This is a genomic window from Micromonospora alfalfae, assembly GCF_022230925.1.
Taxonomy (GTDB): domain Bacteria; phylum Actinomycetota; class Actinomycetes; order Mycobacteriales; family Micromonosporaceae; genus Micromonospora; species Micromonospora alfalfae.
This window is the reverse complement of sequence record NZ_JAKKFH010000011.1, coordinates 130,529-151,632: the sequence shown is the minus strand read 5'-3', so window position 1 is coordinate 151,632 and position 21,104 is coordinate 130,529. Positions and strand designations below refer to the sequence as shown.

At 67.3% G+C, this 21,104-nt stretch carries 17 protein-coding genes; 12 read left to right on the top strand and 5 right to left on the bottom strand.

The genetic code is table 11. The features are described from left to right. Positions 1–18 precede the first annotated feature (18 nt). From MED01_RS11445 to MED01_RS11425, 5 genes are all read left to right on the top strand, one after another. A complete protein-coding gene (locus MED01_RS11445; RefSeq protein WP_238668491.1) occupies positions 19–3,957 on the top strand; it encodes a ThuA domain-containing protein in 3,939 nt (1,312 codons plus the stop codon). 8 nt (positions 3,958–3,965) lie between these two features. Beyond that, positions 3,966–5,495, top strand: coding sequence for an OmpL47-type beta-barrel domain-containing protein (locus MED01_RS11440; RefSeq protein WP_238668490.1), 1,530 nt, complete (start codon positions 3,966–3,968; stop codon positions 5,493–5,495). A 32-nt stretch (positions 5,496–5,527) separates the two neighbouring features. Next, positions 5,528–6,505, top strand: coding sequence for a hypothetical protein (locus MED01_RS11435; protein ID WP_238668489.1), 978 nt, complete (start codon positions 5,528–5,530; stop codon positions 6,503–6,505). Positions 6,506–7,260: 755 nt separating this feature from the next. Further along, the gene (locus MED01_RS11430; RefSeq protein WP_238668488.1) at positions 7,261–8,820 is read left to right on the top strand and encodes a hypothetical protein; all 1,560 of its coding nucleotides are present in this window, start codon (positions 7,261–7,263) and stop codon (positions 8,818–8,820) included. A 332-nt stretch (positions 8,821–9,152) separates the two neighbouring features. Beyond that, positions 9,153–10,514 (top strand): hypothetical protein, encoded by a 1,362-nt coding sequence (locus tag MED01_RS11425; RefSeq protein ID WP_238668487.1) that lies wholly within the window; start codon positions 9,153–9,155, stop codon positions 10,512–10,514. An 811-nt stretch (positions 10,515–11,325) separates the two neighbouring features. Here the strand turns inward: MED01_RS11425 and MED01_RS11420 are convergent. Both MED01_RS11420 and MED01_RS11415 read right to left on the bottom strand, forming a co-directional pair. Then, positions 11,326–11,904, bottom strand: coding sequence for an HD domain-containing protein (locus tag MED01_RS11420; RefSeq protein WP_238668486.1), 579 nt, complete (start codon positions 11,902–11,904; stop codon positions 11,326–11,328). Further along, positions 11,901–13,028 (bottom strand): helix-turn-helix domain-containing protein, encoded by a 1,128-nt coding sequence (locus tag MED01_RS11415; RefSeq protein WP_238668485.1) that lies wholly within the window; start codon positions 13,026–13,028, stop codon positions 11,901–11,903. The genes MED01_RS11420 and MED01_RS11415 overlap by 4 nt, the downstream gene beginning before the upstream one ends. Before the next feature lie 406 nt (positions 13,029–13,434). Here MED01_RS11415 and MED01_RS11410 point away from each other — a divergent pair, with 406 nt between their 5' ends. The 3 genes from MED01_RS11410 to MED01_RS11400 are packed head-to-tail and all read left to right on the top strand — an operon-like array spanning position 13,435 to position 13,999. After that, positions 13,435–13,614 (top strand): hypothetical protein, encoded by a 180-nt coding sequence (locus MED01_RS11410; RefSeq protein WP_238668484.1) that lies wholly within the window; start codon positions 13,435–13,437, stop codon positions 13,612–13,614. Beyond that, a complete protein-coding gene (locus tag MED01_RS11405) occupies positions 13,611–13,829 on the top strand; it encodes a hypothetical protein (RefSeq protein ID WP_238668483.1) in 219 nt (72 codons plus the stop codon). Before MED01_RS11410 ends, MED01_RS11405 begins: the two co-directional genes overlap by 4 nt. Further along, positions 13,826–13,999, top strand: coding sequence for a hypothetical protein (locus tag MED01_RS11400; RefSeq protein ID WP_238668482.1), 174 nt, complete (start codon positions 13,826–13,828; stop codon positions 13,997–13,999). Before MED01_RS11405 ends, MED01_RS11400 begins: the two co-directional genes overlap by 4 nt. 134 nt (positions 14,000–14,133) lie before the next feature. Here MED01_RS11400 and MED01_RS11395 read toward each other — a convergent pair whose 3' ends face one another. Both MED01_RS11395 and MED01_RS11390 read right to left on the bottom strand, forming a co-directional pair. Further along, a complete protein-coding gene (locus MED01_RS11395; RefSeq protein ID WP_238668481.1) occupies positions 14,134–15,264 on the bottom strand; it encodes a DUF1996 domain-containing protein in 1,131 nt (376 codons plus the stop codon). A 223-nt stretch (positions 15,265–15,487) separates the two neighbouring features. Further along, on the bottom strand, positions 15,488–16,012 hold the full coding sequence (locus MED01_RS11390; RefSeq protein WP_238668480.1) for a hypothetical protein: 525 nt from the start codon (positions 16,010–16,012) through the stop codon (positions 15,488–15,490). A 215-nt stretch (positions 16,013–16,227) separates the two neighbouring features. Between MED01_RS11390 and MED01_RS11385 the strand changes: the two genes are divergently transcribed. The 3 genes from MED01_RS11385 to MED01_RS11375 all read left to right on the top strand — a co-directional run bounded on the left by MED01_RS11385 (position 16,228) and on the right by MED01_RS11375 (position 18,628). Further along, positions 16,228–17,478 (top strand): L,D-transpeptidase, encoded by a 1,251-nt coding sequence (locus tag MED01_RS11385; protein ID WP_238668479.1) that lies wholly within the window; start codon positions 16,228–16,230, stop codon positions 17,476–17,478. A gap of 57 nt (positions 17,479–17,535) precedes the next feature. Beyond that, positions 17,536–17,988 carry an Rv0361 family membrane protein gene (locus MED01_RS11380; RefSeq protein WP_238668478.1) on the top strand — a complete coding sequence of 151 codons (453 nt, stop codon included), beginning with the start codon at positions 17,536–17,538 and terminating at the stop codon, positions 17,986–17,988. Between the two features lie 256 nt (positions 17,989–18,244). Beyond that, positions 18,245–18,628, top strand: coding sequence for a MerR family transcriptional regulator (locus MED01_RS11375; RefSeq protein ID WP_238668477.1), 384 nt, complete (start codon positions 18,245–18,247; stop codon positions 18,626–18,628). Between the two features lie 83 nt (positions 18,629–18,711). On the opposite strand, the gene MED01_RS11370 is transcribed toward MED01_RS11375, so the two are convergent. Further along, complete coding sequence (locus tag MED01_RS11370; RefSeq protein WP_238668476.1) at positions 18,712–19,821, bottom strand: ROK family protein; 1,110 nt, start codon at positions 19,819–19,821, stop codon at positions 18,712–18,714. 41 nt (positions 19,822–19,862) lie between these two features. Between MED01_RS11370 and MED01_RS11365 the strand changes: the two genes are divergently transcribed. Beyond that, positions 19,863–21,083 (top strand): MFS transporter, encoded by a 1,221-nt coding sequence (locus tag MED01_RS11365; protein WP_238668475.1) that lies wholly within the window; start codon positions 19,863–19,865, stop codon positions 21,081–21,083. Positions 21,084–21,104 lie beyond the last annotated feature (21 nt).

The following is a 21,104-nucleotide window of genomic DNA, read 5'->3' as shown; positions in this document are numbered from 1 at the left end:
CCGAAAGTGGGGACGGGCATGACCAGAAAACTACGACGAACCCTCGCCGCGGTAGCGGCCTTGGCGACACTGCTCCCGGCGACGACGGCCGCCGCTGCCGCACCACGAACGGCGGCCGCCCCGCAGGCGGCGCAGCCGCAGCAGACAGCGGTCCTGGTGTTCCACGGCCCGGTGGCCGAGCAACAGGACCCGGTTTCTCGCGCGGTCGACACCATCAAACAGCTTGGTGCCGTTCATGACATCGATGTCACGGCCACCACGGACCCGGGCGTCTTCACGGCGGCCGGGCTGTCCGCGTACCGCAGCGTTGTCTTTCTCTCCGCGACGGGCGCCGCGCTGAACCGTGACCAGGAGTCGGCGCTCCAGAACTACGTCAAGGCCGGCGGCGGTTTCGTCGGCATCGCCGACGCCGCCCGAGCCCAGGTCGACTCCACCTGGTTCACCGGGCTGATCGGCACCCGCCCAGCCGGCGCCATCCCGGTCGCCGAGCCGGTGACCCGGGTGACCGCCAGCGGCGAGAACCCGCCCAACGAGACGAAGGAGAAGCTGACCGACGGCGACGCCAACACGAAGTGGCTGGTCCGCACCCCGACCGCCTGGGTGGCGTACGAGTTGAGCGCACCGAAGAAGATCACCGGGTACGCGCTCACGTCGGCCAACGACTCCTCCGGTCGGGACCCGAAGGACTGGACACTGCAGGGCTCCACCGACGGTCAGAGCTGGACCGACCTGGACCGCCGCACCGGGCAGACCTTCCCGGACCGGTACCAGACCCGGCGGTTCGACATCGCCGCGCCGCAGGAGTTCACGCGCTACCGGCTGAACGTCACAGCGAACAGCGGTGAACCGCTGGTCCAACTCGCCGACCTGCGTCTGTTCACCGGCAGCACCACCACCCCGGAGCCGCCCGCTGTGAACCGCGCGGTGGTGAACATCCTGGACCGCAAGCACCCGGCCACCGCGTCGCTGCCGCTGACCCTCACCCGGTCCGACCGCTGGGAGAACTGGGACCCGAACCCGATCGGCACCGTGCACACCCTCGCCCAGGTCGAGGAGCGGCACTACAACCCGGGGGCGGCCGCCAACGGCGCCTTCCACCCGGTGTCCTGGTGCCGGGACTACGACGGCGGCCGGTCGTTCTACACCGGCATGGGCCACACCGAGGGCAGCTACGGCGAGGAGGCGTTCCGCACGCACCTCGCCGGCGCTCTCAACTGGACCACCGGTCGGGTCCGTGGTGACTGCCAGGCCACCATCGCGTCGAACTACAAGGTGGAGCGACTCACCGCCGCGAACCAGACCGGGCAGCTGGACCAGATGGGCGAGCCGCACGGGCTCACCATCGCGCCGGACGGCACTGTCTTCTACGTCGGCAAGGCGGCCTGCCCGAGCGGCCCGATCGCTGACTGGAACGACCCGAAGGTCGGCCTGGGCTGCGGCACGATCCACTCCTGGGACCCGCGTACCAAGCAGGTCAAGCTGCTCACCACCCTGGAGGTGATGGGCAACCGGGGCAGCGGCTCCGAGTTGGTCAAGAACGAGGAGGGTCTGCTCGGCATCGTGCCCGACCCGAAGTTCGCCGAGAACGGCTGGCTCTACGTCTACTGGATGCCGCACGACTCGGTCGACCGGGTGAAGCGGGTCGGTCAGCGGACCGTCTCCCGGTTCACCTACGACAGGCAGGCGCAGACCATCGACCAGGCCACCCGCAAGGACCTGTTGCAGTTCCCGGTGCAGATCCACAGCTGCTGCCACGCCGGTGGCGGCATGGCGTTCGACGCCAAGGGCAACCTCTACGTCGGCTCCGGCGACAACAACTCCTCGGAGGGGTCGCAGGGCTACGCCGGCAACAACTGGACCCAGGAGTACCAGGGCATCTCGTTCCAGGACGCCCGTCGTACGTCGGGTAACACCAACGACCTCGCCGGCAAGATCATCCGGATCCATCCGGAGGCCGACGGGACGTACACCATCCCGGAGGGCAACCTGTTCCCACCGGGCACCGAGAAGACCCGGCCGGAGATCTACGTGATGGGCGTACGCAACATCGCCCGCCTCCAGATCGACCCGGTGCACCAGTGGCTGACCGCCGGTTGGGTCGGCCCGGACGCCTCGTCGCCCAGCCCCACCCTGGGCCCGGCGAAGTACGAGACGGCCACCATCATCACCTCCGCCGGTAACCAGGGCTGGCCGTACTGCATGGGCAACCGGCAGCCGTACCGCGACCGCAGCAACACCGACGCGACAGTGCTGACCGGCTGGTACGACTGCGACAACCTGAAGAACACCTCGCCGCGCAACACCGGGCTGGAGGACATCCCGGCGGCCCGGGACAACATGATCTGGTATTCGCCGGACGGCGGCGGCCCGGTGTTCCCGAAGCGGACCGACGGCAGCGGCCTGCCCACCTACGTGGCGGCCGACGCCACCTACACGCAGCCGTACCTGCGCGGCGGCGGGCAGGCCATCATGTCCGGCCCGACCTACCACCGCAGCCTCGTCGACACCACCAGTGGCGTGGCGTGGCCGGAGCACTGGGACGGCAAGTGGTTCATCGGCGACCAGTCGAACGCGTCCAACCGGGTAGCTGTCACAGTCGACCCGGCCGGCGTGCCGCAGGCCGCCCCACCGGTGTACGCCGAGTCGCTGCGGGCCATCATCCCCGGTGGCAACGGCGACAACCGGTTGCAGAGCTGGATGGACGCGAAGTTCGGTCCGGACGGCGCGCTCTATCTGCTCGACTACGGCGGCGGGTTCTTCAGCCTGCACGCGAACCAGAAGCTGATCCGGATCACCTACACCGGCGGGGCGCCCACCCCGGCGCCGGCGGCGACATCGGTCGCCGTGCAGAACAAGCCGCTGACCATCGCCTTCACCGGTTCCCGCTCCGGCGGCGTCAGCCACCGCTGGGAGTTCGGCGACGGCGCCACGTCGACCGAGGCGGACCCCCGGCACACGTACGCCACTGTCGGCACCTACACCGCGAAGCTCACCGTCACGTACGCCGACGGTCAGACCGCGACGGTGCAGACCACTGTGACGGTGGGCTGCGCGGTGCCCGACGACCGGTCGACGGTGTGGCTCGGCGACACCGACACCGGGGTGCCCAGTCGCACTGTCGGGCAGGGCTGCACCGCCAACGACCTGATCGACGACGAGAGCACCTGGGATGACCACAACGGTTTCGTCCGGCACGTCACCGCTGTGGCCCGCGCGTTGCAGGACGACGACCTGCTCAGCAGCCGCGAAGCGGGCACCCTCACCCGGCTGGCAGCCGCGTCGGAGATCGGCCGGGACGGGCACACCGGGTACGAGCCGCTCTTCGACGGCACCGCCGAGTCGCTGCGCGGTTGGCAGCAGGCGCCGTCGGGACAGTTCGGCATCCAGCCGGACGGGTCGCTGCGCTCCAGCGGTGGCCTGGGCATGCTCTGGCACACCAAGGAGCTGGGCGACTTCTCGCTGAAGTTGCAGTTCCGGGACATCGCGCCGGGCACCGGCCGGGCCAACACCGGAGTCTTCATCCGGTTCCCGGACCTGCGAACGCCCCTCGACCAGCGGCCACCGGACAGCTGCGGCACTGTCGGGTCGGCGCGGACCTCGCCGGCCTGGATGGCGATCTACTGCGGACACGAGATCCAGATCTACGACGGTGACACCGGTGAGCCGCAGAAGACCGGCTCGGTCTACAACTTCGACCCGGTGCCGCTGGCCCAGGCCGGCGTGACGCCGAAGAACGAGTGGAACGACTACGAGATCCGCGCCGTCGGGCAGCACTACACGATGATCCGCAATGGCGTGGTGATCAACGAATTCGACAACACACCCGGCAAGCAGTCCTCGCGAGCCGGCGACCCGCCGACCGACCTGCGTCAGTTCCTGCGCGGCTTCATCGGCCTGCAGAACCACGGCGACAACGACCTGGCCGAGTTCCGCAACATCCGTGCGCGGGAACTCTAGGAGTGACGATGACCCGACGACTGAAGGCCGCGCTGGCGGCGCTCCTGCTCACGGTGATCCCGTTGGCCGCAGTGCCCGCCTCCGCCGCCCCACGTGTCGCCGCCGACCAGGTGTTGACCTGGACCGCCGACGACAGCATCACCCGATACAAGTCCGCGCCCACCACGGCGGTGGCCGGAGCGACCACGATCATCTGGGAGAACAGCGCGGCCACCGGCAACACCACCGGGATGCCGCACACCCTGACCTTCGACACCAGCACCGAGGGCTACAACCACGACGTCACACTCAACATCCTGGCCAGCCCGTTCGACGCCAACGACGGCCGCCACCAGGCGACAGTGACGCTGACCCCGGGCCGGTACCGGTACTTCTGCTCGATTCCCGGCCACAGCTCGATGGTCGGTGAGCTGGTGGTCACCGAGGGCGGTGGCGGTGGCGACACCACCGCGCCGACAGTGACCGCCGTGGTCTCCGGTGACCAGGATCAGGACGGCAACTACCTCGGCGCGGCCACTGTGACAGTGACGGCCACCGACGCCGACTCCGGGGTCCAGACCGTCGAGTACCAGGTCGACGACACCAGCTTCCTGCCGTACACCGAGCCGGTGCGGGTCACAGCGATCGGCGACCACGCGGTGCAGTTCCGCGCCACCGACCAGGCCGGCAACACCAGCGCCGTCGGTTCGGTGGCGTTCCGGATCGTCGAGCCGGGGGAGGAGGACACCACCGCGCCGGTGGTCACCGCCGCACTGGCCGGCGACCGCGACGGCGACGGCAACTACATCGGTACGGCCACCGCCACGTTGGCCGCCACCGACAGCGGATCCGGCGTCGCCACCATCGAGTACTCGTTGGACGGGGCGGCCTTCACCGCGTACACGAACCCGATCGTGGTGAACACGGCCGGGATGCACATGCTGCACTACCGGGCCACCGACGTCGCCGGGAACACGTCGGCGGAGCAGATGTCCCACTTCACCGTGGTCGAACCGCAGGCCGAGGACACGACTCCACCCACTGTCGCCGCCACCGTGGCCGGTGACCGCAACGACGACGGCGGATACGTCGGCGGCGCGACAGTCACCGTCACGGCCACCGACGCCGAATCCGGCGTGGCGAAGATCGAGTACGCGCTCGACGCCGGAGGCTGGACGGCGTACACCGCTCCGGTCGCCGTCCGCGCACCCGGCGCGCACACAGTGAAGTACCGGGCGACCGACACGGCGGGGAACTCCTCCACCGAGCAGTCGACGTCGTTCACCGTGGTGGTCGACGACACCGACCGCTGCCCCGACTCGGACACCCGGGCCACCGTGATCATCGACGGCGGCGACACCGGTGTGGCCAACGTTGACACCGGCGACGGCTGCACCATCAACGATCTGATCGACGAACACGCCGACTACCCCGGCCACGCCGAGTTCGTCCGCCACGTCGAAGCGGTCACCGCCGCGCTCGTGACCGGCGGCACGCTCGACCGGCGGCAGCAGGGCGCCATCGTCCGGGCCGCGGCCCGATCGGACGTCGGCGCATGAGTCCTCGAACCTCACCGAAAGGGAGTACCACGATGCCCGGACGTACCGTCGCCAAGCTCGCCACAGTGAGCGCCTTCATCGCGGCCTCGGTGCTGGCCGTGGCACCCACCGCGCACGCCGACCTGGTCACCCACTGCATCGGCACCGGCGGCGCGGTGACCGTGCCCAACGACCTGCTCGTCCCCGCCGGCGAGTCCTGCGCGCTCACCGGCACCACGATCACCGGCAACGTCACCGTCGCAGCCGGCGGCAACCTGGTGGTGACCGGTGGCCGGGTCAGCGGTGAGGTACGCGTCGCCGCCGACGGGTACCTCGACGCCACCGACACGACAGTCGACGGCCAGGTGGTGCTCGCGGCCGGGGGGTACGGCATCTTCCTGAAGGACGCCCGCACCGGCACCGTCACCGTGAAGCCGAAGGGCTCCACGACCATCGACAGCTTCCTGTTCGCCGAGGCGTCGACGGTCACCGGGCACGTCACCGTCGGTGCCGGCGAGGTACGGCTCGACCGCGGCACCCAGGTGCAGCGCAACCTCAGCAGCACCGGCACCTACTACACCGACCTGCACGACTCGTTCGTCGACGGCACGCTGTCGGTGCTCAACAGCGCCACCGGCAGCGTGGTGTGTGGCAGTGCGGTCCAGGGTCGGGCCACCTTCGCCGGCAACCTGGGCGGTGTGCAGCTCGGACCGAACGGCACCCTCGACAGCTGCGCCTCCGGCGGTTACTGGGGTGGGGACGTGAGCATCACCAGCACCACCGGCGGGGTCACCGTCGACGACAACATCATCAACGGTCAGTTGGCGGTGACGTCCAACGACCCGGCCGCCCAGGTGGCCGCGAACAACCGGATCCGTGGCGGGGTGACCGGTGACCAGGCGGCGGCGACCACCAACCGGGCCGCCCGGATGGCGGGTCCGGCCCGGGAGGATGCCGGCGACCAGCGGGCCGAGATCCGCCGTTCCTCGGCGGTGCAGGAGGCCACCGAGGCGGGCGCGGCGAAGCTCTAACTGATCGACGCAACGGCGGCCGGTCACCCGCAAGGTGACTGGCCGCCGCCGTCGTACCGGGTCCGACCCGTCGCGTCGGCGTTTGCGTGCCGCGGACGAGTAACTGCCTCCTGCGGGTCCACATGAGGGCACGGAGCCAGTTCAAAGTCGGGTCAGGCCCGGCCGGCGGGAGCAACCTCACAGACCGACTGCCGGCGTGGTTGTTCAAAATTTCTGTACGTCTTCAAGGCGGCCCTGAACGGGCCGCACGCGCCGCCGCCTAGGTCCGTCGCTCCGCTGGCGCTCCGACTCCGGCCACGCAACACGCCCGGCGGCTGGCGCGGAAGCGGAAAGCCCAAGGGGCCGCCGCCGAACGACAGCAGCGTTGACCGGGTGGTGGTGGGCCGGCAGCCGGCCGGGCCGCGCGGCCACGAGCCCGCGCGGCGTAGGGGAGCGCACGCCGGCCGCGTCGGCGAGCTGGCGGCGGTCGTGGGGCTGCGATTACTTCGCCTCCGGCGGGGGCGCTCGGGCTCCGAGATGGTTGCAACCACGTCGGCGCGTTGCGGTCCGTGGGTGGTTGCGCGGGCCATCCCGCCTGCCATCGACCCGGGCAAGCCGAGCAGACCACCGCCCGACCCGCCAGCGTCCGACAGTGCGTCAAGGCCGTCTTGACGTGGCGGGCCGGGCGGCGGCCCGCTCCCCAGGAGGGGCGGGTCGACGGCAGACGGGATGGCAAGAAAGGGGAGGCTCTAGATACCCACGTCTATACTGGCGCGATGCGCCTACTCTCCCTTGACTATGACCCGGTATACGGCGGCGATGAAACAGAACGCTCCACATTTTCGGGAGACCTCAGCGCATTCGATTTCGATGTTGTCTTCTGGGATCCCGCCGAAAGCTTCCGAACCTATCTTGATTCTGGTTATCACAAGCGCTACAGGGGGCTGCCTTGGCTCTCGGAGCATATATCGGTTCGTATTCAAGCCGACGCTAAGCGTCGAAGGGAAGAGTTCGTCGAATTCGTCAACCAGGGCCGTGCGTTGGTGGTGTTCGCGCAGCCACCGCAAGAGTGCTGCGTAGACACCGGTCGCCGCACTTATTCCGGAACCGGACGGAATAGGATCGAGACGGTTCAGTTGGATCCATTTGATCTCCTCTCTGCGCTTCCGATCGCAGAGCATGATATCTCGGGGGCGCGCGGGAGTCGGATATCGATAGCAGGCGACGGGGCAATCCCTGCCTTGCTCAGAAAATATAAGGACTACCTTTCTTACAAAGCGGTCATGACTCAACACCCCGGAGCACCCTTGGCTCATGTCAGCGGCACTGAGCGTGTTGTAAGCTTCATGCAGCGCAGCAAGAACGGCGGGCACCTAATCCTCTTGCCCAGCGTGGATTTTCTGGCCCCAAAAAATGAAGATGAGGGGGAAGATCCAACGCCAGAAGATGAAGAAGCTCTCCCTGACAATCTGTGGCTGCCGGCCGCCCTGGACTTCCAAATGGACCTGCTGGCAGCAATCGCCGCACTCGGCGGGTCGACAGACTCCACCCGTCCTCCGTGGGCGGAACGCTATGCTACGGACGAGCAGGACCGACTTCGCGTTCAGATCGTAGATCAGCAAAAAGCAATTGAGCGTGCTCGCGCCGAGCTTGCCGACTTGCAGAAGGAAAGTGAGTTGGTCGAGAGTCGTAACCAGCTATTCCTTGGTAGTGGGCGGGCTCTTGAACTGGAAGTGAAGGCGGTCCTTGAAATTCTCGGGGGCGTGGTCACCGAACCGGAGCCGGGTCGCGACGACTGGAAGGTTGTTTTTCCGGAGGGAGCAGCTGTCGTTGAAGTTAAAGGCGTCTCGAAAAGCGCTGCTGAGAAGCATGCCGCTCAGCTGGAGAAGTGGGTAGCGAACTCCTTCGAGGAGACTGGGGTTAGCCCGAAGGGTATTCTCGTCGTTAACACTTGGCGGGAAAAGCCTCTGGATGAGCGGATCGAGGCTGACTTCCCAGCTCAGATGATTCCCTACTCTTCTAGCAGGGGGCACTGTCTTATTTCCGGGTTGCAGCTCTTTGTAATGCGATCCGATTTGCAGAGAGACTCCAGCCGCGCCGAGTACTGGAGGAGGAAGATCCTAGAGACGTCGGGCATTTTCGACGAGTGTGGCGATTGGCGAACCGTTATCCATGAAGTTTCGGCATTGAACGACCCTGAATCGAAAGCCGGGCGAGAGGGCGACGACCCCAGCGCGACGACCCCAGCGGGTGGCAAGACCAGCAACGCCGATGAAGGCGAGCAAAACACCAGCGCAGAGTCGGATGGCTCCTCCGGCGAACAGGTGGGTGACTAGCTGAGTGACGACAGGCACAGGGGGCGGCGGACGTCTACGGACTTCGTCGGATGGTCGCCTCAGGTAAAGGCACTGCGGGAGCCGGTCAGCTAGCCCTGCTTGTTGCCTGGGGTCAAGGAGTCTCCGGGTTGACATCCAAAGGAGCATCGGGATGGAAACTGACAGGCGAGGATGTAGCGCGCCACCGAGGTTCGTGGTCCGATCTCTCATCGAGGCTTCGAATGGAGGACGCGTTGGCTGATGCAGGCGACCGCAGGTCACTCGGATTGGAAAAGGCGCGCGCAGTCCGGGTGGCGGTTACTCGGAGTGTAGTAGCGCTAGGTGAACCTAAGATGGGTGGCAGCCTTTATATTCTTCTTCCGTTCGCCGCGATCACCGCAATAGTTTTATTCTTCGCGCTCTTTATTATCCTTTGGGCGGTTACGGCAATACTCTTAGGATTTCACGCGCCGAATGACAAAACCCTTCCTGCTATCCTGACTGTCTCGGTTAGCCTAACCGCGCTCATTGGGGCTTCGCTCGGAGCGATCTATGCTTTTCGTAAGCAGATCCTAGCGGAACGGGAAGGGCTGCGTGCCGATCAGCAGGTCTACTCCGATCGCTATGTTAAGGCGGCTGAACTTCTAGCGCACGAGCGTCCATCGGCACGCTTGGCGGGGCTGCATTCCCTGGCAATCCTGGCCGATGACTGGCGGGAGGGGCGGACTCCTTGCGTCATGGCCATTTGCTCTTACCTTAGGCTCCCAAATCTGGCATTCGGCGGGGAGGAAAGGAACCTCGGAGAGCAGGAGGTGCAACGAACGGCATGGAAGTCCATTCGCGCCCGGCTCTTGAATCTAGATTCTGAACATTCATGGAACGATCAGGAGTTGGACTTCTCTGGCGGGCACTTCCAAGTAGTAGACCTGGACCAGGTGAAGCTTGCAGGGGCCATGGTGCAGTTCCGCAACTGCACATTTCGGGACGGAGAAATTCGGCTTCGGGGGGCGGTAATCGAGGACGCACTCGTGGACTTCACCGGCTCAACGTTCAAGAATATGAAGATCCTGCTGTCGGGAATGAAGGTCAAAGGTAGATCCGTAGTTTCGTTCGATGAAGTCGAGTCGGCCGGCTCCTCGTTTGCGCTTGATCGGATGCATATTGAGAATGACGCAACCCTCTTGATTAGACGGGCTGAAATCTCCGATTCGGAGTTGTTGTTTGACTCGAATGATGACCTTTTTTATCTGCACTCTCGATCGTCCAACATAGACGGAGAGGTCGAGTTCTCGGACTCGAAGCTGAAGCGGACAAACGTTCATATGTACTCATACAGCCTGTCGGGCCGCCTGGTATTCGCAGATGTAGAGACCGAAGACGTGGAGATATCAATCCCCCCGAACATCTCGGGCACCTATGTAAACCTAGACGTTAAGCCGGCAGGTCCCACGAGGATCAGGATTGGTCCGGGGCGTCTATCGGATGGCGATCTCCGTATCCGACCTAGAGGCGGCCAACCGGCGGTGCTTGATGTTGATATTACTGATTTCGAATTGTCTGGCGGTGAGTTGAGAATTCATGGCGATCATCCATGTTGGAAAGCCTTGCGGGTTGACCTGGCCGGTGAGCAGAAGGGGCGCTTAGTGATCTCGGGGCGCTTCTCCCCTGCGGCGGATGTGGATATCGACAGTTTTGCGGAGATTCAGAGGTACTAGCCTAGTTGGCAGCCTGGCCCGCTTGGCTGAGTACACGCGGGGGCACAATGCAGCGTGAAACGTCGGCAACCAGCCATCAACGACGTGAGTCGAGGAGTGAGCGTGACGCGCGCGTCGACCAGGCCGCAGCAGGTCAGGCGAGAATCCGTCTAAGTTCCGCTCAACTCAACGCGAAATCCTTGATGCCAGTCGCTATGGCGGACACGCTTCCGATCAAGCCCGACACTGTGGCGAGCTTGGCGCTGGGAGTGGCCCATGTGCCTCGGCTGAAGGCCGCCCACCGGCTGGAGTAGAACAGCATCTTGAACTTCTGCCACCGATGCTCACGGAGATGGCAGCCGAGCAGCAGCCCTCGCGAGTTGTTCCGGCAGAAGCCACCGCGGCTTCGGGTCGCGGCTCCACACCAGGCAGGCGCTTGGAAGAGCGACCAGAGCACGACCGCACCCGACAGTAGGTACAACACTCCAGGGCCCACCTGGGTCGTCCACCAGGCGGTAAGCAGCAAAGCCAACGCGAAAAGGCCCCAGTACCGTCGAAGGATCTTCATGTGCGATCAGTAACGTATGTGCTGGCGTCAGTAAACAGGACCGACTAAAGCCGACACCTTATCGGGCCGCCCCTGGGGCCGTCCGGACCGTCGCGGGCCCCGGCTGAGCCCAAGATCATGCCGTTTCCATGCCGTCAGAGGGGAACCCGCGACGCCCAACGGTGACCATCAATGCCAAGCGTAACGGCAGCTCACAAGACAGACAGCCCGATTTGGTCGGGTGCGTCCCTGCCGCTGATCAATACAACGCCAAGTGTTGAGCGCTTACTGCTGCGGCGGGGGTGTGAGCCAGGCGAGTGGTTGTCCGGTGAGGGCGGCGTCGGCAAGGCGGTGGGCGCTGGCGGTTTTCAGGGCGGCTCGTGAGCTGTCGATCCAGCGCTGGACGTTGTCGATGCCTTGGTGGCGGTATTCGACGGCTTGGACGAGGCACTCCAGTTTGTCGGCGTCGCGGGCGACGACGGCTTCTGGTGTCTCGCCGGCTTCGTATTCGGCGACGGCGGCGGTGATGACGTCGGCGACTGCTGGGGGACAGGTGGCGACCTGGTCGGCGGTGACGGCGGTGTTGGGTACGGCGGTGAGGTAGCGCTTGGCGATGTGTGGGATGTCGGTGATTCGGGTTTCCTGGGTGTCGTGCAGGGTGCAGAGCATCGACACTCGGGCTGGGTCGGCGCCCTCCATGGCGGCGAGCATCATTCCGATGAGTGCCGTTCGGAAGGAGTGCTCGGCGATGGACTCGGGTTGCTTGACGCCGGCGAACCACCAGCCGGTCCGGGCGGCGCGTTTGAGGACGCCGGCTTCGAAGATGAAGTTCATCGCTCCGGCGGCGTCGTGATCGTCGGTCATCTGCCCGTCCCTGTGCCGGTGAGTCCGTCCGCCCGCAGGCGGTAGACGATAGAGGTTAGTTCCTGCCGCGACTGCGCGGAGATCCGGTCACTGTCCAGGAGCGGGACACTGCGGTCGAGGAGCGCCCGAGTCGCGGCGGGGTTGTCGAGAGCGAGACCGCGTCGTGCGGCCAGCAGAGCCCAGACGTTGTGGATGTTGAGGTCGACGAAGGGATGCCCTGGATCGAGGCGGTGGACCAGGTGCCGAAGAAGGATTGAGCCATGCCAGTCAGCGAGCGCTTCGGGCATGAAGAAGTCGTCGCGGTGGCGGTATGGGATCTCGCCCACCCAGTAGGCCGAGTAGTTGAGGGCCGCACGCTCGCAGGCGTCGTCGGGGTGTGCGCGAGCGATGAAGTCTCGTAACGGTTCCGGGTCGCCCTGGTTGGCGATGGACGTGACGACGGAACGGGCGTCGGGCCACAGCGGTGACCAGGTGCGAAAGGTGGTCGTGCGGTGTGCTCGGGCGGTGGTCTGGGTGAGCCAACCTGCTGCTGCCTTGGTGGGGTCCATGCCGGCAAGGAAGCAGGCTTGCCGGTGCAGCAGCACGTTCCGGTGCCGTCCGGCTGCGGCGCGATCGGCGAGGACGTGAAGGTGAGCGAAGAATGCACGTTGTTCGTCGGCGGGCAGGGTCGGCCCGGAGGCGACTGGACCCCGCCGCGGATGGGCGGTGGGTAGCCCTCTGGCGAAGGTCGGTGTCTGCCCGAGGACGGCCCAGAGGATCAAGTCGGTCAGACGGTGGGTGAGCACGGACCAGCCCAGCGGATGTTCGGCGAGGTCGCAGCGGTCCACCTGTTCGTTGAGGACGGCGGCGAGGATGAGATCGGCCTCGGCGGCGTCGTCGAGTGCTGCGAGCAGGAGTGTGTTTGCGCCGAGCCGTCCGAGCCGGCGTCGGACGGCGATCGCCTGCCCTAGCGGTACCGCGGTGAATGGCCGGCGTCCGGATTCCCAGCTTTGCACTGTCACGCGATCGACGTCCAGGTCGACGGCAAGCTGCTCCTGCGTGAGCGGGATCGATTCCCGGATCAGCTTGAACAGGTAGCCGGTCACCGCGCCGCGATGTGGTGCTGATCGTCCGCGACCTGTCATCCGTCACCCCCAACGTTGACCCGTGGTCGACGTTCCGCCGTGAAACCAAAGCTGCGGCAGCCCATCTGGCCTGCTCACGTGTACTGCGGGTGAGTCCAACCGTCGTCGTCGTGATCGTAGCGTCGCAGTTACCGAACGTTCCAGATCCGGTCCCGTCGTTTCGGGCTCGGCCATGGACTGCTGCCCGGTGGAGGGAGCCAGCGATGCGAGACAGGACACCACCATGGCGACGAGTGACCTACGACCAGTACCTGATCGCCGTCGCGATGACCCTGGCACGGCGACACCGACCGGCTTGGTCGTGGCCGAAGTGGAGGTGGACCTGCCGCTGCGGGGCGGAGCTGCCCTGTCGCAGCCGACACCGCATCCCCATCAAGCGGACGCACTGGCCCGCCGAGGAGGAGCAGTGAGCAGCGAAGCGGAGCAATGGATCCTGGTCGCGCATCTGCTGGGCAAAAATGGCCTGTGCAACGGCTGCTGGACGTGGTGGTCGCGGCTCACGCCGTACCCATGCTGGCAGGTGGACTCAGCGAACAGCCGGCAGGCGAGGTCGATGACGGCGGCGCTGCTCGGAGACCGCGCATGACCACGCACGGCCCGGTGCTGCCGATCTGGAGCTGCGGTGGCTGCGATGCGCCCTGGCCCTGCCGCACGCGGCAGCGCGAGCTACGCGCCGAGTTCGATGACGCTCCGATCTCCCTGGCCATTTACCTGGGTGCCCAGCTGGTGCGGGCCTCGGAGGACCTGACCTGGGTGCCGGCGGGTGCGCTGCACAGACGCTTCCTCGGCTGGCTCCGGTGAGCATCCTGCAGGTGGGTGACGAGAAGTTCCACTACAGCGACGGCTCGCACAAGTGGATCCCGCCGGACCCGGACTACGACCAGGACGTCTGGGACGAGCAGGTCCGCCAACACAAGCACGGCCACCTGAGAAACGTGCACCCGAAGGTGCGGATGCAGCGCCTCGTCTGATGCCAGGTCGCCGACTAGGCGAGGTCTCCGGTCTTCAATTCCGCCCGGTGGCTGAGCCGTCCACCGGAGACCTCGCTACGTCTCGATCACTGGCCCGCGACGATCCGCGGGCCAGCTCACATCGACCGACCGCTCTAGAAGTTGCCGGCCGAGTTGCACTTGACGCCCTGGTCGAGGCAGTTGCGCACCCGGGCGGCGAGCGCCTCGTCCTTCCACGCGTTGAAGAAGTCCGCGTGCATCGAGAACGAGGTGCCGGACGCGAGGGTGATGCCGTCCGTGTTCGCGCTCAACGGGTACGAGATCACGAAGGACACCGACGGGACGGGCACCGGGTGGCTCTTGGGGCACGCCCCGGTGTGGTCCCCGTTCGCCATGTGCGCCTTGTGGTCGGGGCTGTCCAGGTGCTTGCCGTCCCAGCAGTCCGGGAAGGTGAGCTGTCGGACGATGTTCGCGGTCTTGGCGCAGATCGGGAACGTCTTGTCGGCGCTGCGGCCGATCTCGCCGCCGACGCCGGCGCACCAGAAGTGGTTGCCCTGCTTGTCCGGGGTGTCGACCTGGTTCTTGGCGTTACCGGTGATCATTCGCAGGCCGAACGGGAAGGGCTGCGTCCTGCTCGGGTCCTTCAGGCGGGAACCGTAGTAGACGGTCACCTCCTTCGGGTCCACGACCTTGCCGTTCTGGTACATCGTCGGCACCCAGTAGGCGGACTGGTCGTCCGGCGAGTTGCAGGTGGTCGCCTTGGACGCCCGCAGCGATTCGGCTGTCGAGTTGGCGTCGGTCGACCTGTTGCCCCAGAACGTGTGGTTGTGTGAGCCGCCCACCAGCTTCGGCAGCACGATCGGATCGTCGCTGTTGTGGTGGCTGGTCGTACAGCCGACGTTGAATTCGGGCACCTTGACGGGGTTGCCGGTCACCGGCTTGGGTTTGCGCGCGAAGAACGCCTTCGTCGCGGCGGCCTGCGCGGCGGCGTCGATGGTGATCCAGCCGCCGGATGCGGTGGGCGGGGCGGCGCTGGTCGCCGGCGTTCCGGGCTTGCCCGGCGCCGACGGGGTGGCCGAGGTGCCCGGGGCGCTCGGCGTGGCCGACGGGTCGCCCGGGGCGGTCGGCGCGGCCGGGCCGGGCGAGCCGATGCCGGTGTCGCTGGACGGGCCGGAAGCGCCGGGGGTGCGCGGCGCCTCCTTGCATCCGCCGGCGAGCGCCACGCTCAGCAGCAGCAGGGCGGTGACGGAACGACGGTGTCGAGGGGTGGATCGGAGATTAATCAACGGGGGAGCACCTTTCTTCCGAGCACGAAGAATACGAGTCGGCCCCCTGCTCGTTTCCCATTGGAACGATTAATTCTCCCTTAAATAGCGCTCAGCGATTGCCTGGTCAGCTCTGCGGAGCCGCCGGATGTCGACTCAATCTCAATTCCTTGATTTATCTCCAAAAACCGTAATCGGCGGCTGCGGCACCACTCTGCTTTCTTGAGTGGTCGGCCGTGTCGGCTCAGCAGCGGTCGCGTGCCTTGCGCAGGAAGGTCTCCCGCGACACGACCTTCGTCGAGTTGCTTCCGCGCGGCACCAACACCTGGTCCGGGCCGATCCGTGGCAGGTCCGCGAGGGTGAAGTCCACCGAGAGGGCCTCGCGGCGGCTTGACCCGTCGAGGGTGTAGGTGACCCCGGCCCGAAATTCGGTGAGCAGCTCGACGTCCACCTCGGTCCCAGGGCTGTCGACAGAGTCGGCGACCTCCCAGCCCTCCGGCGGCTGGCCCAACAGGGTGACCTCCACGACCTCGCTCGCGGGCGGGCCGCCGATGCTCCACCTGATCAGGGACCGTTTGCCCGGGTCATCCTGATGGCCGTTCTCGAACACGCGGATATTGGCGTCACGGTCGTAGCAGGTCAGCAGCACGCCGACCGGCCGGCCGTCCTGCACGGCGAGAGCGACAATCGGCTGCTCCGCTGGCGAGCAGGCGGTCAGGAGGAGGAGGGGCAGCGGTAGCAGAATCCATTGACGTCGTCTTCTGCGCATGTCGGCCAGCATTCCACGGCGGCATCACGCTTCGATGCCCCGAGGATCACGAAAGGGAAGCGCAACCGACGGACCCCGACCGCGTGCCGCGCCCGAACGTTCCCACCTTCGTTGCGTGATTTCCGGAAACAGCGCAGGGCGCCGCCGACGCGGAGAGAATTGCCGCCACGGAACACGCGAAAGCCGGGGGACGTTCGATGAGTTTACGAAGGCGCATGGCGCTCGTTGCGGTGACCGTCGCGGCGACACCGCTGGTTCTCGGTGGGTGCACCACCGAGCGGAAGGCCGCCGTGCGTCCCGCCGAGCGGGTGGTGCCATCGCCCGAACTGACCCTCACGCCCGCCGATCTCTCCCGGAACGTGCCGCTCAGCGCCGAGGTGGTTCCGCTCGTCACGGGCGGAAAGATCACCGCCGTGCGCATCGTCGACGACACAGGCACGCTGGTCCGGGCGGAGCCGCGCGAGGACGGCTCGGCCTGGGTGCCGACCGCTCCGTTGCGGCCGCAGCGCACCTACACCGCGGCGGTGACCGCCACCGCCGACTCCGGGCGGACCACCACCCGCACCACCACCTTCACCACCGCGGCGGCGTCGACGAAGCCGCAGGTGACCAGCACCCTGTACTTCGCCGACGAGCAGACGTACGGCACTGCCATGCCGGTGACCATCGGCTTCGATCCGCCCATCGCCAGGGCAGCCCGCGCCGACGTGCAGCGTCGGTTGTTCGTCACCACGACACCGGCCCAACCGGGCGCCTGGTCCTGGGTGGACGACGGCAGCCAGGTCTACTACCGGGCTCCCGACTTCTGGCGGCCCGGCACAACCATCAGTGTCCGGGCCGGCCTGGAGGGCCTGCCGATCGGCGAGGACCACGTCGGCGACGCCGACCGCACCGCGACCTCCCGGATCGGACGGCAGGTGGCGCTCGAAGTCGACAACGCCACCAAGCAGATGCGCGTGCTGCGCGACGGCAAGCTGATCCGCAGGATCCCGGTCAGCCTCGGCAAGCGCAGCACGCCCACGTCCAGCGGCAAGATGGTGATCATGGAGAAGCACCAGAACACCACGTTCGACACGCGGGGCGAGCCGAATGGTGGCTACGTGGTGAACGTCAAGGACGCGCAACGGCTCACCTGGGGCGGCGAGTTCATCCACGGGGCACCCTGGTCGGTGTCGGATCAGGGACACCGCAACGTCTCGCACGGCTGCACGAACATCTCGGCGGCCAACGCCGACTGGTTGATGGGCGTCACCCAGGTCGGTGACCTGGTCACCTTCACCGGCACCGAGGTTCGGCTCCAGCCGGGCAACGGCTGGACGGCCTGGAACACCAGTTGGGGCCAGTTCGTCAAGGGCAGCGCGCTGCCCGTACCCGCGGATCTGCGACCGGCCCGGGCCCCGGCGCCGCCGGCGCGTGCGGTCGCCGGTGGCGTGCCGGCGCCGGGGTCGTCCGCCTCCGGAGGGTGAACCACCGGGCACCCGGCGGGCTCTCGCCGCTTGCCCGGCAGCCCTACCCTCCGGGCCATGTCGTACGAGCCGATGATGGTTCCCGATCCGAGGCCCAACCGGACGCTTCGTACGGTCCTGATCGTCGTCGGCGTCCTACTGGCGGTGTGCTGCGTCATCGGTACCTGCGTCGGCCTCTGGCTCTACCGCTCAATCAAGGACTCCGTCGAGCCGGCCGGGGCGGCCGCGACGGCGTTCGTCGACGACGTGCAGGCCGGCAACTACCCGGGCGCGTACGGGCGGCTGTGCGACCGGGTGCGCGACGGTATGACGCAGGAGGAGTTCGCCCGGGTTCAGGCCGCTCAGTTGAAGATCAGCAGTTACGAGATCACCAACGTGAACGTCAACAACGTCAACGGGCGGCTGACCGCGACCGCCACCGTCGAGGCGGTCCAGGAGGCCACCGGTGCGAGGCTCACCCAAGGGCTGGCGCTGGTCAAGGAGGACGGCGAGTGGCGCGTCTGCCACTGAGTCACCGCGCCGTCGCCGCAGCGAGTTCCAGTCGGATGCCGCTGGTCAGGCTCTCCGCGTTCCACCAGTTGTCCGGCGAAGTATCGGCCGATGCCGCGGTTGGCGCCGGTGACCAGAGCGGTGGAACCGGAGATCCGCATGATTACCTGCCTCTGGGCAGGTTCGGGAACGAGCGGTACGCGAGCTACGCTAAAACCTGACGCGTACGTGAGGGAAGAGGCTGTGTGGCTGGCGTCACCGGCCGGGGGAGGGGTCCATGCGGATCGGGGAACTCGCCGCAAAAACCGGGGTGTCGGTACGAGCCCTGCGCTACTACGAGGAGCAGGGCCTGCTGACTGCCGCACGAAGCGGTGGCGGCCAGCGCCACTACCTCGACGATGCGATCGACCGGGTGCACCTGATCCAGATGCTGTATGCCGCCGGCCTGGCCAGCCGAACCATCCTGGACCTGCTGCCCTGCGTCGACGCGAAGGTCAACACCCCGCAGTCGCGGGCCATGCTCCGCGCCGAACGCGACCGCATCGATCGGCAGATCACTCAACTCCGGCAGGCGCGCAAGCGGCTCGACGAGGTCATCGCGCTCAGTGAGAGCCCGGCCAGCGGTTGCACCCGAACGGACACCGCCGCCCCGGTGGCGTAACGACGCGGCCGATGGCGCTGTCGCCACCCGCCGCCGTCCGACTTTGCGGCGATCGGTGGCAGCTCAGCCGGGCGTCGAGCGGCTCAGCCGCCAACGATCAAGGAATGGGCCAGCTCCGGGATGCCGTAATGCTGGTCGAGGACCTGCATGGCGGCACCCGCGGCGATCACGTCCGCGCCGAGGCTGGACAGGGCCACCCTGGTGCTGAGCCAGTCCGCGCGCCGGGCGTCCGCCCCCACCGCCTCGGTGACCGCCGCGAGATAGGTCTGCGGGTGCCGGAGGAGGTCCGCGCCCGCCAGCACCACGTGGGCGAGGTCGAGGGTCTGGAGCAGGTTGACGACCCCGACGGCCAGCACGCGGGCGGCCTGTGCGACGTCTCCGGCCTCGGCGGCGTGCTGGTGCACGATCTCCAGGCATCCGTGCCGGCCGCAGACGCAGCGGGGTCCGGTCAGATCGACAACAGTGTGGCCGAACTCGCCCGCGTTGGTGTGCGCCCCCCGGTGGGCCGCGCCGCCCAGCCAGAAGCCACAGCCGATGCCGGACTCGACCATGATGAGGGCGGCGTCGCCGAACGTCGCGCCGTGCCGCCAGGCCTCGGCCGTGATCCCCGCTGTGACGTCCTTGTCCAGGTGGACGGGGAGGCAGAGGCGTTTCTCGGCGATCTCGCGCAGCGGTACGTCGTGCCAGTGCCGCAGGCCGTGGGCGTCCCGGACCAGGCCGTTGGCCTGGTCGAGTGGGCCGATCATGCCGATGCCCAGCCCGGTGAGCCGGCTCCGCAGGTCGCCGATGCCAGCCAGCGTGTCGATGCCGGCGCTCAGGGCGTCGAGGAGTTGCTCCGGGGTGAAGTCGCGGGGCAGCGGGCTGACCGCCGAGTGGTGCACAGTGCCGGCCAGGTCGACCAGGACGAGCCGCAGCGTGCGCCGGGCCACGTGGGTGCCGATCGCGTACCGGCTGTCCGGGACGAGTTCGTAGACGACAGCGGGCTTGCCGATGCCCGGACGCCGGAGGCCGGCGGGACGGATCAGGCCGTCAGCGGTCAGCCGGGCGATGACCTTGGAGACCGCCTGTGGTGTCAGGCCGGTGGCCTCGACCACTGTCGAGCGCTCGAACGTGCGAGCCGTGCGCCCCACCGCCATGACCAGTGCCTGGTTGTAGTCGCGTAGGAAGGTGACGTCGGCAGTGACGCGAGTCATCTCACCACCCTATTACGCAACGCTGTTGCTAAATTTTTTCGGTGATCGAGTTGAGTAGAGGTCGGCGGTTGGCGGCGCTGGCCGCTCTGGCACTGGGCGGCGTCGCTGTCGGCCTGACCGAGTTCGTGGCGATGGGGCTGCTGCCCGACATCGCTCGCGGTCTGCTTCCGCACGAGTACGCGCAGTCGTCGTCGGACGCGGTCGCCCGAGCAGGCTGGATGATCACCGCGTACGCGCTCGGAGTGGTCGTCGGCGCGCCACTGATCGCCGCGTTGAGCGCGCGCCTGCCCCGCAAGAAGCTCGTCCTCGGGCTGCTCGTGCTGTTCGCCGTCGGCACTGTCGCGTCCGCGCTCGCCCCCACCTTCGACCTGGTGCTGGTGGCCCGGTTCGCGGCGGCGCTGCCGCACGGCGCGTACTTCGGTGCGGCCGGTCTGCTCGCGGCGACCCTGATGGGCCCCGGTAACGAGGCCCGTGGTTTCGCCACGGTGCTCGGCGGTCTGACAGTGAGCAACCTGGTCGGCGTACCCCTCATCACGCGGCTCGGGCAGGCGGCCGACTGGCGGGTCGCGTACCTGGTCATCGCCGGTTTCTTCCTGCTCACCCTGCTGGCGGTGCTGGCGGTCGTGCCGGAGGTCGCGGCCGCTGTCGACGGCTCGCCGGCCGCCGAGTTGCGGGCCTTGCGGACCTCGCAGGTCTGGCTGGTCGCCGCGACCGGCGCGGTCGGCTTCGCCGGCTTCTTCGCTGTGAACACCTACATCGCGCCGGTCACCACCGACGTCACAGGCCTCTCCGCCGCGACGGTGCCGTGGACGTTGGTCGCGGTGGGTCTGGGGATGACCGTCGGCAACGCCCTGGGCGGCTGGCTGGCGGACCGCGACCTCCAGCGGAGCATGGTCATCGGCTTCGTGGCGATGATCGTGAGTATCGCCGTGTTCAGCCTCGTGGCGTCGACCCGCGTCGGCCTGTTCGTGGGCGCGTTCCTGGTCGGTGCGACAAGCCTGTATCTCGGTCCGGTCCTGCAGGCGCGCCTGATCACCGTCGCCCCGGGAGCGCAACTGATGGGTGCGGCGGTCAACCAGTCGGCAATGAACATCGCGAACAGCCTGGGCGCCGCGCTGGGCAGCGTCGCCATCGCCGCCGGGTTCGGTTACCTCGCGCCGGCCCGGGTGGGCGTCGTCCTGGCGGTTGTCGGGTTGATCCTGGGGCTGGTCAGCTTCGCCGTCGGGCGACGAGTGCGCGAGCGGGTCCCGGCCACCGTCTGACGAGAGCGCGCCCGGCCACCA

What these genes read in the sequence shown, in the direction of transcription:
- MED01_RS11375 (WP_238668477.1), top strand. Translation starts at nt 18,245, where the DNA reads ATGCGGATCGGGGAACTCGCCGCAAAAACCGGGGTGTCGGTACGAGCC.
- MED01_RS11445 (WP_238668491.1), top strand. Translation starts at nt 19, where the DNA reads ATGACCAGAAAACTACGACGAACCCTCGCCGCGGTAGCGGCCTTGGCG.
- MED01_RS11440 (WP_238668490.1), top strand. Translation starts at nt 3,966, where the DNA reads ATGACCCGACGACTGAAGGCCGCGCTGGCGGCGCTCCTGCTCACGGTG.
- MED01_RS11385 (WP_238668479.1), top strand. Translation starts at nt 16,228, where the DNA reads ATGGCGCTCGTTGCGGTGACCGTCGCGGCGACACCGCTGGTTCTCGGT.
- MED01_RS11415 (WP_238668485.1), bottom strand. Translation starts at nt 13,028, where the DNA reads ATGACAGGTCGCGGACGATCAGCACCACATCGCGGCGCGGTGACCGGC.
- MED01_RS11380 (WP_238668478.1), top strand. Translation starts at nt 17,536, where the DNA reads ATGTCGTACGAGCCGATGATGGTTCCCGATCCGAGGCCCAACCGGACG.
- MED01_RS11425 (WP_238668487.1), top strand. Translation starts at nt 9,153, where the DNA reads ATGGGTGGCAGCCTTTATATTCTTCTTCCGTTCGCCGCGATCACCGCA.
- MED01_RS11405 (WP_238668483.1), top strand. Translation starts at nt 13,611, where the DNA reads ATGACCACGCACGGCCCGGTGCTGCCGATCTGGAGCTGCGGTGGCTGC.
- MED01_RS11435 (WP_238668489.1), top strand. Translation starts at nt 5,528, where the DNA reads ATGCCCGGACGTACCGTCGCCAAGCTCGCCACAGTGAGCGCCTTCATC.
- MED01_RS11430 (WP_238668488.1), top strand. Translation starts at nt 7,261, where the DNA reads ATGCGCCTACTCTCCCTTGACTATGACCCGGTATACGGCGGCGATGAA.
- MED01_RS11390 (WP_238668480.1), bottom strand. Translation starts at nt 16,012, where the DNA reads ATGCGCAGAAGACGACGTCAATGGATTCTGCTACCGCTGCCCCTCCTC.
- MED01_RS11370 (WP_238668476.1), bottom strand. Translation starts at nt 19,821, where the DNA reads ATGACTCGCGTCACTGCCGACGTCACCTTCCTACGCGACTACAACCAG.
- MED01_RS11420 (WP_238668486.1), bottom strand. Translation starts at nt 11,904, where the DNA reads ATGACCGACGATCACGACGCCGCCGGAGCGATGAACTTCATCTTCGAA.